The sequence below is a fragment of the Bacillus sp. JJ1773 genome (genome assembly GCF_036962035.1).
In the GTDB taxonomy this organism is placed as follows: Bacteria; Bacillota; Bacilli; order Bacillales; family Cytobacillaceae; genus Cytobacillus.
The window spans coordinates 169552-182718 of the sequence record NZ_JBALNX010000049.1 but is presented as its reverse complement, the minus strand read 5'-3'; the positions used below and the strand labels follow the sequence as shown (position 1 = coordinate 182718).

12 protein-coding genes and 2 riboswitches are annotated in these 13167 nt (G+C 39.3%); of the genes, 9 read left to right on the top strand and 3 right to left on the bottom strand.

All coding sequences use genetic code 11. The annotated features are described in order from the left end of the window. Positions 1-158 precede the first annotated feature (158 nt). The gene (locus V7127_RS14920; RefSeq protein WP_335487215.1) at positions 159-953 is read right to left on the bottom strand and encodes a YqhG family protein; all 795 of its coding nucleotides are present in this window, start codon (positions 951-953) and stop codon (positions 159-161) included. Next, entirely contained in the window at positions 931-2619 is a 1689-nt protein-coding gene (locus V7127_RS14915) for a DEAD/DEAH box helicase (protein ID WP_335487212.1), read from the bottom strand. The genes V7127_RS14920 and V7127_RS14915 overlap by 23 nt, the downstream gene beginning before the upstream one ends. A 277-nt stretch (positions 2620-2896) precedes the next feature. After that, positions 2897-2988, top strand: a riboswitch (glycine riboswitch). Positions 2989-2991: 3 nt separating this feature from the next. After that, positions 2992-3071, top strand: a riboswitch (glycine riboswitch). A gap of 132 nt (positions 3072-3203) precedes the next feature. Here V7127_RS14915 and gcvT point away from each other — a divergent pair. The 3 genes from gcvT to gcvPB are packed head-to-tail and all read left to right on the top strand — an operon-like array spanning position 3204 to position 7126. Further along, positions 3204-4310, top strand: a complete 1107-nt coding sequence (gcvT, locus tag V7127_RS14910) for a glycine cleavage system aminomethyltransferase GcvT (RefSeq protein ID WP_335487209.1) — start codon at positions 3204-3206, stop codon at positions 4308-4310. 16 nt (positions 4311-4326) lie between these two features. Beyond that, entirely contained in the window at positions 4327-5673 is a 1347-nt protein-coding gene (gcvPA, locus tag V7127_RS14905) for an aminomethyl-transferring glycine dehydrogenase subunit GcvPA (protein WP_335487305.1), read from the top strand. Beyond that, positions 5666-7126, top strand: a complete 1461-nt coding sequence (gene gcvPB, locus V7127_RS14900; protein ID WP_335487206.1) for an aminomethyl-transferring glycine dehydrogenase subunit GcvPB — start codon at positions 5666-5668, stop codon at positions 7124-7126. The genes gcvPA and gcvPB overlap by 8 nt, the downstream gene beginning before the upstream one ends. A gap of 66 nt (positions 7127-7192) precedes the next feature. Here gcvPB and V7127_RS14895 read toward each other — a convergent pair whose 3' ends face one another. Beyond that, a complete protein-coding gene (locus V7127_RS14895; RefSeq protein ID WP_335487202.1) occupies positions 7193-7573 on the bottom strand; it encodes a rhodanese-like domain-containing protein in 381 nt (126 codons plus the stop codon). A 174-nt stretch (positions 7574-7747) separates the two neighbouring features. On the opposite strand from V7127_RS14895, the gene V7127_RS14890 reads away from it, so the two are divergent. The 6 genes from V7127_RS14890 (at position 7748) to V7127_RS14865 (ending at position 13166) form a co-directional block, all read left to right on the top strand. After that, entirely contained in the window at positions 7748-8584 is an 837-nt protein-coding gene (locus V7127_RS14890) for a lipoate--protein ligase family protein (protein WP_335487199.1), read from the top strand. Between the two features lie 108 nt (positions 8585-8692). Further along, positions 8693-9616, top strand: a complete 924-nt coding sequence (locus tag V7127_RS14885) for a ketopantoate reductase family protein (protein WP_335487196.1) — start codon at positions 8693-8695, stop codon at positions 9614-9616. 163 nt (positions 9617-9779) lie between these two features. Beyond that, positions 9780-10679 carry an ABC transporter ATP-binding protein gene (locus tag V7127_RS14880; protein ID WP_335487193.1) on the top strand — a complete coding sequence of 300 codons (900 nt, stop codon included), beginning with the start codon at positions 9780-9782 and terminating at the stop codon, positions 10677-10679. A 1-nt stretch (position 10680) separates the two neighbouring features. Beyond that, positions 10681-11421 carry an ABC transporter permease gene (locus V7127_RS14875; protein ID WP_335487190.1) on the top strand — a complete coding sequence of 247 codons (741 nt, stop codon included), beginning with the start codon at positions 10681-10683 and terminating at the stop codon, positions 11419-11421. Between the two features lie 3 nt (positions 11422-11424). After that, positions 11425-12567 (top strand): sensor histidine kinase, encoded by a 1143-nt coding sequence (locus tag V7127_RS14870; protein ID WP_335487187.1) that lies wholly within the window; start codon positions 11425-11427, stop codon positions 12565-12567. Beyond that, positions 12564-13166, top strand: coding sequence for a response regulator transcription factor (locus tag V7127_RS14865; RefSeq protein WP_335487184.1), 603 nt, complete (start codon positions 12564-12566; stop codon positions 13164-13166). The genes V7127_RS14870 and V7127_RS14865 overlap by 4 nt, the downstream gene beginning before the upstream one ends. Position 13167: the final 1 nt, after the last annotated feature.

Here is a 13167-nt window from a genome sequence, read left to right as displayed (position 1 = left end):
TCATAAGCCAATCCGTCAAAAAGGTTAAAGAACAACCTTTCTGCCGGCTTGTCTTATGCTTGTCGGACTTGCACAGGATGTGCTTACATCGATGTTTGCCACAGGATGTGGCGGCTTTTAATCGATGTTCCCCTATCAAGGCGCTTCCGCTTTTGTTGTTACACAGCCTGATCAGTTAAATAAAACAATCCTCCGTTTACAATGGAGATCTTCACTTTAGGCTCATATTGTTCCTTTAAAGCCGTTTTTTCAATTTCATAGCTTTCATCCTTTTCTTCTGCCTCTTCATAAAAATGTTCCAGAAGGTTTAGGTCCTTGTCCCAGCGTTCTCTAGCTTTTTCAGCCCAAGAGTGATCCTCTTGTTCGATTTGATATTTAAGGAAATTTTCCACTCTTGAGATTCCGCTTTTTGGCATAATTAGAGGAGAGAGTGTAAATGAATAGTCTGGAATTTTCGGTGTTAGCTGTAATTGAAGCAGCTTATCATGAAAATTTTCAACCATTTGTCCATTTATTAAATGGAGTCCAATTGATTTAAAGATATCCCTTTTTCGGTCACATTTATAGGAAATGCGGACATTCATGCCAAGCCATGGCCTCAAGGGGATTTGTTGCCCAGGTGCCTGATGATGTTTTTCATATAATCGAATATAACCCGCTAAGCTTTTTGCTGACTGAAAAATTTGGTGAAGGCGCGGCGAACCAAAGTGAATACTTTCTCCTTTTATTTGTTCGGGTGCATGCTGCTGATTAGTTATAAATGTAAGCTTCATGGGATTAGGCACTCCTCCGGTTTTCTCCAAGTAATGCCAGTAGAATGGTCTATTCATAAGCTCTTTATCCAGCTCAATTGTAAGTTGGACTGTCATATAGCCTTGCCCATTTTCTACAATCTCACAGCCGTTAGCATGGAAGTATTTTTCAAGAAATTTATGAATTTCTTGTTGCTGCATTTTTTTCACCCTCCCGCATTTCTTCAGCAAATTGAATCATCGATGATAAATTATCCATTTTAATCCTCATTTCGCCCTCTGAGGCAGATTTGCCGAATATATCAATAAGGTGATCCTCTATATTTCCGAAATCAAGCTTAGTTAGAATATCGTCTAAATCCCCAATCACCTTTTCGAAAAGATTTATTTTCTCGTACAACAACTTTAAGACATGCTCCTCAACAGTATCCTTTGTAGCAAAATTATAAATCATGACATCCTTTTCCTGTCCAAGTCGGTGAATACGCCCAATTCTTTGCTCAAGTCTCATGGGGTTCCATGGCAAGTCAAAATTAATGATGTGATGACAAAACTGAAGGTTAATCCCTTCACCTCCGGCTTCCGTTGCAATCAGCACTTGCGCGTTTTTTTGAAAAAGTTCACGCATCCAATCTTTTTTGCCTCTTTTAAACCCTCCTCGAAAGGGTACAGAGGTAATGCCATACTGCTTAAGAAACCATTGAAGATACATTTGTGTTGCCCGATATTCTGTGAAAATAATGACTTTATCGTTAATTTGCTGAATCAATTCAAGTGCTTTTTCCGCTTTAGAGTTTTTTTGTACGGCTTCAACCTTCGTAACTAAATATTGAATTTGCTTTTGATAGGCTTCAGTTGGCTCCTCTTGTCTTTCCAGCATATTTTTTAATGTATAGTAAACTGCCTCACGACTGCTGCAGGCCTCGCGCTGAAGGGTCATCACAGAAAATTGGCTGGAGCTTATCCAATCATTATCTCTCCGCATGTTAGTGACTGCTTCATAAAGCTCCCTTTCTTCTTTTGAAAATTCAATAGGAATCGTTTCGACTACTCGTTTTGTCCACTCGATGCCTGTATCTGCACGCCGGTTGCGAATCATTACTTTATTGACTAATTCCTTTAAATGCTTATCATCATCTAAGTTACGAGCATCCTTATTGTATTTTCGATAAAAAGCAGATTCATTTCCTAAATGGCCGGGCTTTAATAAAGAAACAAGGTTAAAAATTTCACTGATCCGATTTTGAATGGGTGTAGCTGTTAAAAGTAAACAAAACTTCTTTTTTAAGTTTTGCACAAACTCATAGTTTTTCGTTTTATTGTTTTTGAGCTTATGAGCTTCATCGATAATGATTAAATCATAATCTTGTTTATATATTATATCTCTGTGAGGATTTCGCTTAGCTGTATCAATAGATGATACAACCACATCACACTGCTCCCAAACATAGCTTTTCCTCTGGGTAATAGCTGGAATGAAAAATTTTGTGTTTAGTTCAATAGCCCATTGGGTTACTAGAGAGGCCGGCACAAGGATTAGTACCTTTTTCACTAAGCCGCGTATCATGTATTCCTTTAATACTAATCCCGCTTCAATTGTTTTCCCTAAACCTACTTCATCTGCAAGAATGGCTTTTCCATTCATATTTTCTACTACTTGCTTAGCAACCTCCAGCTGGTGTGGCAATGGTGTAAGGCCCGATAGATGCTTAGGTGCCTGCAGACCCTCAAATTCAGGGATCGTTGTATGATTCTCAACTTCTATCGCTAGTTTATAGAGTTCCCAGTTCCCCCATGGACCGTCCTGCTCAATTCTAGATAAAAAGTCCTCTTGCCATGACGAATCAAATTCAATTTTTACTGTCATAAAACTTCTCCTTTTAAAGCTGTCTTGCTTTAGCGCCTGCTAATTCGAGGCGCTTCCGCATTTCTTTTAACGAGAAAAATATTACCCATTGCTCAAATAGGTTTCTAATGGTAGGATAATAATAGCTTTGAAAGTTTTGAAATTTGCCACAACCACTTTGTTTATCGAATGATTTAATAAGAGAATAAAGGTTTCATTTTGGATTTAATGCTAAACCTAATTATATGGAACGCATTTGCGTATAGTATGACCAATTTGGAAAATTTTATAAATACGGATGATGATAAGGGGAGAGACTACTTTTGTAGCGCCGAAGGAGCAAGCAATTTCTGTTGTGAATCTCTCAGGCAAAAGAACCCTTGTTGGACGTAGCTCTGGAGAGTGCTTCTTAATTAAGAAGCCACCAAAGGGGAAAACCGGTTTTCGGTAAACTTTCAGGTGCAAGGACAGGGATCTTCTCTTTTTATAGGGGGATTTCTGTCTTTTTTTGGTGTGTGGAATGTGCTTGCTTCTGAGCATGGAGCTTTTTGCATTCCATTGGCAAATTTCTAAATTTTTAAAAAGGATAAAAGGGGGACAAGTGAATGTCACAGTTAAAACGTACACCATTATTCGATGTTTACAAAGACTATGGTGCTAAGACAATTGACTTTGGTGGCTGGGATCTGCCTGTTCAGTTCTCAAGCATTAAAGAGGAGCATGAAGCAGTTCGTACAAAAGCTGGATTGTTTGATGTATCCCATATGGGTGAAATTGAAGTGAAGGGTCCAGACAGTCTTTCATATCTTCAAAAAATGATGACAAATGACATCTCTAAACTAAAAGAGTTTGGTGCCCAATATACAGCAATGTGCTACGAAAATGGCGGGACTGTTGATGATTTACTTGTCTATAAATTTGCAGATGATCATTATTTACTTGTAGTCAATGCTTCAAATATTGAAAAGGATTATAAATGGCTTGCAGACCATCTTGAAGGCGATGTAGTAATCGAAAACCTTTCTGACAAGACTGCACAAGTTGCGATCCAAGGTCCATTAGCTGAAGGGGTCCTTCAAAAGCTGGCAAGTGAAACTAATTTATCAGACATCGGTTTCTTTAAATTCCAAAATGAAGTCGATCTAAATGGGAAAAAAGCTCTTGTATCAAGAACAGGCTATACTGGTGAAGACGGCTTCGAAATTTATTGCGATGCCAATGATGTTGTAGCTATTTGGAAGGATATTTTAGAAGCTGGAAAAGAAGAAGGGGTAATCGCTTGTGGCTTAGGTGCCCGTGATACGTTGCGCTTTGAAGCAAATCTTGTTCTTTACGGCCAAGAAATTTCTCCGGAAATCACACCTCTTGAAGCAGGAATCGGTTTTGCTGTTAAAGTGAATAAAGAAGCTGATTTTATCGGAAAAGAAGTTCTTTTAAAACAAAAAGAAGAAGGTTTAACTAGAAAATTAGCTGGAATTGAAATGATCGATCGCGGTATTCCACGCCATGGCTACCCAGTTTTTAAAGGCGAAGAGCAAATTGGAGAAGTAACAACAGGTACACAATCTCCTACTTTAAAGAAAAATATCGGCTTGGCTTTATTAAAGACTGAAAATACTGCTATTGGAACAGAAGTAGAAGTAGAGATTCGCGGAAAGCGCCTAAAAGCAGTTGTGGCAGCGACGCCTTTCTATAAAAAAGAGAAAAAATAGGAGAGGAGACATAATGATGAAACATCGCTATTTACCGATGACTGAGACAGACAAGAAAGAAATGCTCGCTACAATCGGTGTAAACTCAATTGACGAATTATTTAGTGATATTCCAGAAAAAGTTAGATTTAAAGGTGAATATAATATTAAGCCAGCAGCAACTGAAACAGCACTAATGAAAGAACTTTTGTTAATGGCTCAAAAGAATGCTGATCTAAAGAGCAATACTTCTTTTATTGGAGCAGGGGTTTATGATCATTACATGCCAGTAATCGTTGATCATGTACTTTCTCGTTCTGAATTCTATACAGCCTATACACCATACCAGCCAGAAATCTCTCAAGGGGAGCTACAGGCAATCTTTGAATTCCAAACAATGATTTGCGAATTAACAGGTATGGATGTGGCGAACTCTTCTATGTATGATGGCGGAACTGCTCTTGCTGAAGCTGGAACGTTAAGTGCTGCTCAAACTCGACGTAAAAAGCTATTAATCTCGAGTGCGGTACATCCAGAATCAAAAGAAGTTGTAAAAATGTATGCGAAAGGCCAATTCATTGAGGTCGTTGAGGTTCCGCATAAAGATGGTGTTACAGATATTGATGCATTGAAAGAAATGATCAATGATGATATCGCCGCGGTAATCGTTCAGTATCCAAACTTCTTTGGAAGAATTGAACCAATGAAAGAGCTTGAAGAAATTATTCACGCACAAAAATCATTATTTGTCGTATCAAGCAACCCACTTTCACTAGGAGCGCTAACACCACCTGGAAAATTCGGTGCAGATATTGTTGCAGGAGATGCACAGCCTTTCGGAATTCCGACAGCATTTGGCGGCCCACATTGCGGTTACTTTGCAGTTACGAACAAATTAATGAGAAAAGTGCCAGGACGTCTTGTTGGACAAACAGTTGATGAAGAAGGACGCCGCGGCTTTGTTCTAACACTTCAAGCGCGCGAACAGCATATCCGCCGTGAAAAGGCAACTTCAAATATTTGTTCAAACCAAGCTTTAAATGCACTTGCTGCTTCCGTAGCAATGACAGCATTAGGAAAGCAAGGCGCAAAGGAAATGGCCTTATCTAATATTCAGAAAGCCAGCTATGCTAAAAAGGCATTTAAAGAAAATGGCTTTGAAGTTGTCTTTGAAGGACCATCCTTTAATGAATTTGTCATTAAGTTAAATACACCTGTTAAAGAAGTGAATCAAAAGCTTCTTAAAAAAGGCATCATTGGCGGCTATGATTTAGGCAGAGATTATTCTGACCTAGCTAATCATATGTTAGTAGCGGTCACAGAATTAAGAACAAAAGAAGAAATTGATACTTTTGTTAAAGAAATGGGGGAGTACCATGCATAAGGATGATCAAGCACTCATTTTTGAATTAAGCAACCCTGGCCGCATCGGTTATAGTCTCCCGGAAATGGATGTTCCGGAAACTGATATTAATGAACTGATTCCAGCGGGCTATTTAAGAGAAGAATTAGCAGAGCTTCCAGAAGTATCAGAGTTAGATATAATGCGCCATTATACGGCTCTATCTACTCGTAACCATGGGGTTGACTCCGGTTTTTACCCGCTTGGCTCTTGTACAATGAAATATAATCCGAAAATCAATGAAAATGTGGCACGTTACGCTGGATTTGCTCATTTGCACCCGCTTCAGGATGAGAGTTCAGTTCAAGGTGCTCTAGAGTTAATGTATGATCTTCAGGAGCATTTAATCGAAATTACGGGTATGGATCAAGTTACACTTCAGCCTGCTGCAGGTGCTCATGGGGAATGGACTGCTTTAATGATGGTTCGTGCGTTCCATGAAGCAAATGGCGACTTTAACCGTACGAAAGTCATTGTACCTGACTCAGCACATGGTACAAACCCTGCTTCTGCTGCAGTTGCTGGCTTTGAAACGATTACTGTTAAATCCAATGAGGATGGACTAGTAGACTTAGAAGATTTAAGACGAGTAGTAGGCGAAGATACTGCTGCACTAATGCTTACTAATCCAAATACATTAGGGCTGTTTGAAGAAAATATTCTTGAAATGGCAGAAATTGTTCACGGTGCAGGCGGAAAGCTATACTATGATGGAGCTAACCTAAATGCCGTTATGTCTAAAGCACGTCCTGGAGATATGGGATTTGACTTAGTTCACTTGAACTTGCATAAAACATTTACTGGCCCGCATGGCGGTGGCGGTCCTGGTTCAGGTCCTGTTGGTGTAAAAGCAGACTTGATTCCTTACCTGCCAAAGCCAGTTTTAGTGAAACAAGGCGATCAATTCGTATTAGATTATGACCGTCCGCAGTCCATTGGCCGTGTGAAGCCTTATTATGGAAACTTCGGAATTAATGTGCGTGCTTATACGTATATTCGTTCAATGGGTCCAGATGGATTAAAAGCTGTAACAGAATATGCAGTATTAAATGCAAACTATATGATGAGAAGACTTCAAGGTTCTTATGATCTTCCATTTGATAAGCATTGTAAGCATGAATTCGTATTAAGCGGAAAGCGTCAAAAGAAACTTGGCGTGCGTACACTTGATATTGCGAAGCGCCTTCTAGACTTTGGCTACCATCCGCCAACTATTTACTTCCCGCTTAACGTGGAAGAATGTATTATGATTGAACCAACTGAAACAGAATCAAAAGAAACGCTTGATGCATTCTGTGATGCCATGATCCAAATTGCGAAAGAGGCAGAAGAGAATCCGGAAATCGTTCAAGAAGCACCACATAGTACGGTTATCGGCCGTCTTGATGAAACAATGGCTGCCCGTAAGCCAGTGCTTCGTTACCAAAAACAATAATATGAACCAAAAAAGACCTCTGCATAGAAATATGCAGAGGTCTTTTGATCGTGTGTTTTTTCAGTTTTATTTTGTCTTAATTTTACCAGACCATTTTTTAAATCCGCCTTGAAGATGTGAAAGGTCCCTATACCCTTTGCGGTGAAGAAACTGGGCTGCTCTGCCGCTTCTCATGCCACTTTGGCAATATAAATAGACAGGCTTGTCAGGTCTAAGCTCCTTCAAGCGCATTTTCAACTGTGATAGCGGAATATTTCGAGCACCTAGAATATGTCCATTCTCAAACTCATTAGGTTCACGAACATCAATTAGCTGGGCTTTTCGGTAGCCTTCGCGAAATTGTTCTTCAGTCAATGTCTTGACAATTCTCTTCTGATATAACCAAGTTATTAAGGAATACGTAAGGAATCCGCCTAACATGATTAGAAGGAAATAAAGTGTTTCCAAAATGTCTTTCTCCTTTCGCACTGAAACTTGCCTTCTCTATTATATAAGTGTTCTATGAGACGAGTAAAGGAAATCAGACAAATTCCCTGCAAAAATCATGTTGCTTTGTTTTTTTGCAATTTTTTGATAGACTAAACTCGCATACATATACAATTTGTAAATGAGGTTTGTACGATGACAAAAGAAACATGGCGATTTATTGATACAGGTGCTGGGTCTCCTTCTTTTAATATGGCACTGGATGAAGCACTTCTTGATTGGAATAGTGCGGGGAAGATTCCACCAACCATTCGTTTCTATGGATGGAATCCTGCGACACTTTCGATAGGATATTTTCAAAAGGTTGATAGAGAGATTAATATGGACGCTGTTAAACAGCATGGGTTAGGGTTTGTTAGACGGCCAACTGGGGGAAGAGGGGTCCTTCATGAGCATGAGCTTACATATAGTGTGATTGTATCTGAGGAACATCCTCAAATGCCGAAAACTGTTACGGAAGCATACAGGGTAATTTCCGAAGGGATTTTAAAAGGCTTTCATCATTTAGGTATGGACGCATATTTCGCCGTACCAAAGACGGATGAAGAGAGAGAATCACTAAAAAATCCTCGCTCTGCTGTCTGCTTTGATGCTCCAAGCTGGTATGAGCTTGTTGTTGAAGGAAGGAAAGTTGCCGGAAGTGCACAAACAAGGCAGAAGGGTGTCATCCTTCAGCACGGCTCCATTTTACTTGATATCGAAGAAGATAAGCTCTTTAGCCTATTTAAATACCCAAATGATCGGGTGAAGGAGCGAATGCAAAGGGCCTTTAAAAATAAAGCTGTAGCGATTAATGAAATTAGTCAAGAAAGAATAACGCTTGAACAGGCAAAGGAAGCATTTCGAATAGGATTTGCAGAAGGGCTTAATATTGAATTGGAGCCATATGAGCTAACAGAAGATGAATTAGCATACGTCAATAAAATTGCAAAAGAGCGCTATGAACAAGATGAATGGAATTTCAAACGATAAAGGCGGGCCAATTGGCACCGCTTTTTGTTCGTTGTTTAATAGGTTAATTTCACCATTTACCTCCTCACCCTATGTTAAAATATTCAGTATAGAAGGGAGAGTATAGCTGTGAAAGAGATTAAAACCATATCCATCATAGGCTTAGGGGCATTAGGGGTCCTATTCGGTCACCATCTATCAAAGAGAATGCCGAAAGGGAATCTAAGATTTATTGCTGACAAGGGACGAATAGATAGATATCGGAGCGAGCATGTTTACTGCAATGAGGAACGCTGTGATTTTAATTATGTAACACCTGAAGAGCAGGTAGACCCTGCTGATTTACTAATTTTTACGGTGAAAAACGACGGACTAACTGATGCAATCCAAGCTTGCAAAAATCATGTAGGGGAACACACGATTATCCTGTCTGCATTAAATGGAATTACAAGCGAGGCCATTATAGGCGATGCATACGGAATGGAAAAGGTTTTATACTGTGTGGCTCAGGGGATGGATGCTGTTAAGGTAGGCAACCAATTGACTTATGATCATATGGGGAAGCTTTGCTTTGGCGATAGGGACTCAGATGAAAAATCAACTGAAAAGGTCAGAGCGGTTGCCCAGTTCTTTGAAAGTAAGGAAATTCCATATCAAATTATCCCTGAGATGTACAAACATTTGTGGAGTAAATTTATGTTAAATGTCGGTGTTAATCAAACGGTCGCGGTCTATGAAGGCAACTATGGCGAAATTCAAAGACTTGGACAAGCAAGAGAGACGATGATTGCAGCGATGAGAGAGGTAATGGCTCTCTCAGTAAAGGAAGGGATTCATTTAACTGAAGAGGATATCGAGTATTGGTTAGATGTCTTAAGTAAATTAAGCCCTGAGGGTAAGCCATCGATGGCACAAGATTTAGAGGCAAAACGCTTCAGTGAAGTTGAACTCTTCTCAGGAACAGTTTTAGCATTAGGGAGAAAGCATGGGATCTCGACTCCAGTAAACGAAAAGCTTTATAACCGTATCAAAGCAATTGAAAGTGAATATTAAGCATACGTTTTTATTGGACAGCCTTTTTGATAGGCTGTCTTTTTGTTTTATTTACCATTCGTTTTTATTATGACAAATGTCATTTGAAAGAAATGACATTATCCACTAATCCTACCCCGTTTCCAATTATAGAATAAAGGTAGAAATAACGGAGGTGGAAAAAATGGAATCGATTATTGTACTGGATCATGTTACAAAAACATTTAAAAATAAAAAGGCCGTGAACAATATTTCATTGACAATTAATAAGGGTGAGATTGTGGCTATCCTTGGCCCTAATGGTGCCGGAAAAACAACTACAATTATGATGATGCTTGGGCTGCTTGAACCTTCAGAGGGAAGGATAAATCTTTTTGGCCTGCAGCCGAAGGATAAAAAAGTGCGTGAAAAGATTGGCGCTATGCTTCAAGAAGTAAGTGTCATTGATGCATTAACTGTCAAGGAGATTATTCAATTATTCAGAAGCTATTATCCAAATCCGCTTGGCTTTGAAGAGCTTGTCGCTTTAACTGGTTTAAAGGACGACGAATTGAAAAAGAGAGCTGATAAACTGTCTGGCGGTCAAAAGCGGCGTCTCGGTTTTGCACTTGCAATGGCAGGAAACCCTGATTTGTTATTTTTTGATGAACCAACCGTTGGCTTGGATATTACATCAAGAAAACGTTTCTGGGAAACAATTGGCATCTTAAAGGAGCGGGAAAAAACAATCATTTTTACAACCCATTATTTACAGGAAGCCGATGATGCTTCTGAAAGAATTATTTTATTCCATAATGGGTCAATCATTGAAGATGGAACGCCTAAGGAAATTAAGGCAAAACTGACAAAGCAGTCCATATCCTTTACAACTTCTGAGAGCATTTCCCTCGAAAAATTAAAGCAGTTGCCTACTGTTTCTCATGTATACGAAGAAGGCAACCGTATAATGATCGAGGCTGAAAACACAGATCTCGTGTTGGCGAAGCTGTTTGAACAGAAAATTCAAATATCAGGGGTAGAAATCAATCAAGGTCGACTGGATGATGCTTTTTCACAATTAACGGAAAATAAGGAGGCAATATAATATGAAAGCATTTGGCATGCAATGTAAAGCTGAAATTATTAGAATTCTGCGGAACCCATATTTTGTGTTTTGGTCACTGTTAATGCCCATTCTCTTTTATGTCATTTTTACAAAGATTTTTAATACTGGCATTGAGGATAAACAAGTATGGCAGGCACATTATTTAATGTCAATGACGACTTTCAGTGTGATGGGTTCAGCTATTATGACATTAGGAATTAGACTTGTTGAGGAGCGGACAAAAGGCTGGTCGATGTTTATGAGAATAACTCCTTTATCTGATCATGCGTATTTTGCTGCAAAAATGATTGGGCAAACAATCATTCATATATTTTCAATTTCGATTATTTTTATCGCAGGTGCGATCATTAATGGTGTTTCTCTTTCCATAAATGAATGGGTGATGAGTGGCCTATGGATATTAGCAGGATCCTTTCCATTTCTAGCTCTAGGCACTCTAGTAGGTACGATGAAGCGAGTGGACACGGCATCTGGCATTAGCAATATCATTTATATGGTACTCGCAATTTCGGGCGGGATGTGGATGCCGATAGAAATTATGCCAGATTTTGTGCAAAAGCTTGCAAAGTGGCTGCCTTCCTATAATTTTGGTAATGGCGCATGGGAGATTGTTCGCGGGAACAGCCCTGATTGGAGTAATATGTTAATTTTGGCAGGATACCTGATCGTTTTTATGCTATTATCAGGATATATTAGGAGAAAGCAGGAAGCGGCGGTGTAGCAGATGCCAGTGAAGAAAAAGAAATTTGAGATTTTTCCGGCTAGGTATGGATTTTTCCCGTATATTTTTTTAGTGTATCTGTTTATGCCGGGATACTATATTTATTTTGAGCCTGGAATAAAATTAGTTGCCGGCTTTATGCTGCTAGGATTATTTCTAGTTACATACCGGCAGCTATATCATTATATTGATAACGGTGACAGGACCTATACGATATGGTTATTAATTCAAGTTGCCATTATTTTGATTCTATCAATTTTCTATAATATTAATAATGTGTTTTTGGGCTTTTTTCCGGCTAATTTTATCGGATGGTATCGGGATAGAAAAATATTTTTCAAGGGTCTTATCTTATTTGGTTTAGCAATCATTAGTCCAATTATTATTAGGTTCGGAGAACTTTATCCAAATAATTACTTCTATTTTATTCCTTTCATTGTGATTATGCTTATCTCTCCATTTGGGATTAGGTCAATGGCTAATAAAATGGAGCTAGAAGAGAAGCTAAATGAAGCAAATGAAAAAATAAAGGAACTTGTGAAGCGAGAGGAGAGAATGCGGATTGCTCGTGATTTGCATGATACACTCGGGCATACCTTATCCCTCATTACGCTAAAAAGTCAGCTAGTTGGAAAACTGATAGAGAAAGATTCTAATAGGGCGAAGGCAGAGGCAAAAGAAATTGAAAGGACCTCGCGTGCAGCATTAACGCAAGTGAGGGAGCTAGTCTCTGATATGCGAACTATTACGGTTGCTGAAGAGCTATTGGAGTCTGAATCGATTTTGGAAGCAGCGGGGATTACGTTCTTTTTTCATGGTGAAACAAAGCTTGAGGGGATTCCTGTATTAACGCAAAATATATTAAGTATGTGCCTGCGTGAGGCAGTTACAAATGTCGTGAAACATAGTAAGGCAAAGAAATGCTTCGTTCATATTGTTGAAAAAGCAGGGGAAATTCAAATAAGCATTCATGATAATGGCAAGGGGATTTCCATAAATAATATGGCCGGCAATGGTTTGAAGGGAATGTCGGAGAGACTACAACTCATTGATGGATCTATCAATATTTCATCTGAAAATGGCACAAAGCTGATCATTTCTGTACCCATTATCGTAAAAGAGAGAGAGGCAGGGAATGTTTCATGATTAGAATAGTGATTGCGGAGGATCAAGGGATGCTTCGCGGTGCGCTAGGCTCTCTGTTGGACTTAGAGGACGATTTAGAAGTCGTTGCACAGGTTCGGAATGGAGAGGAAGCTTTACGGACAATTTTAGCATTTAAGCCGGATGTTTGCTTGATGGATATTGAAATGCCAATCAAAAGCGGGCTGGATGTTGCGGAGGAGTTAAAGAGCCTTGGTTCGGACTGCAAAATTATCATCCTTACGACCTTCGCACGGCCAGGCTATTTTGAACGGGCTGTAAAGGTTGATGTTCATGGTTACTTGCTTAAAGACGGATCCAGTGATGATCTTGCAGAATCTATTAGAAATGTGATAAAGGGAAAGCGTGAATTTGCTCCTGAGTTAATTTTCGGGAGCATGAAAGAAGAAAATCCGCTAACAGAACGTGAGCGAGAAGTGTTGCGAATGGTCGCGGATGGAAAGACAGCGAAGGAAATTTCAGCAGCTCTTTTTCTGTCAGCAGGAACTGTTCGAAATTATATGTCAGAAATCATTAGTAAGCTTCAGGTGAAAAATAGGATTGAGGCGATTAGTATCGCGGAGGAAAAGGGCTGGATTTAAA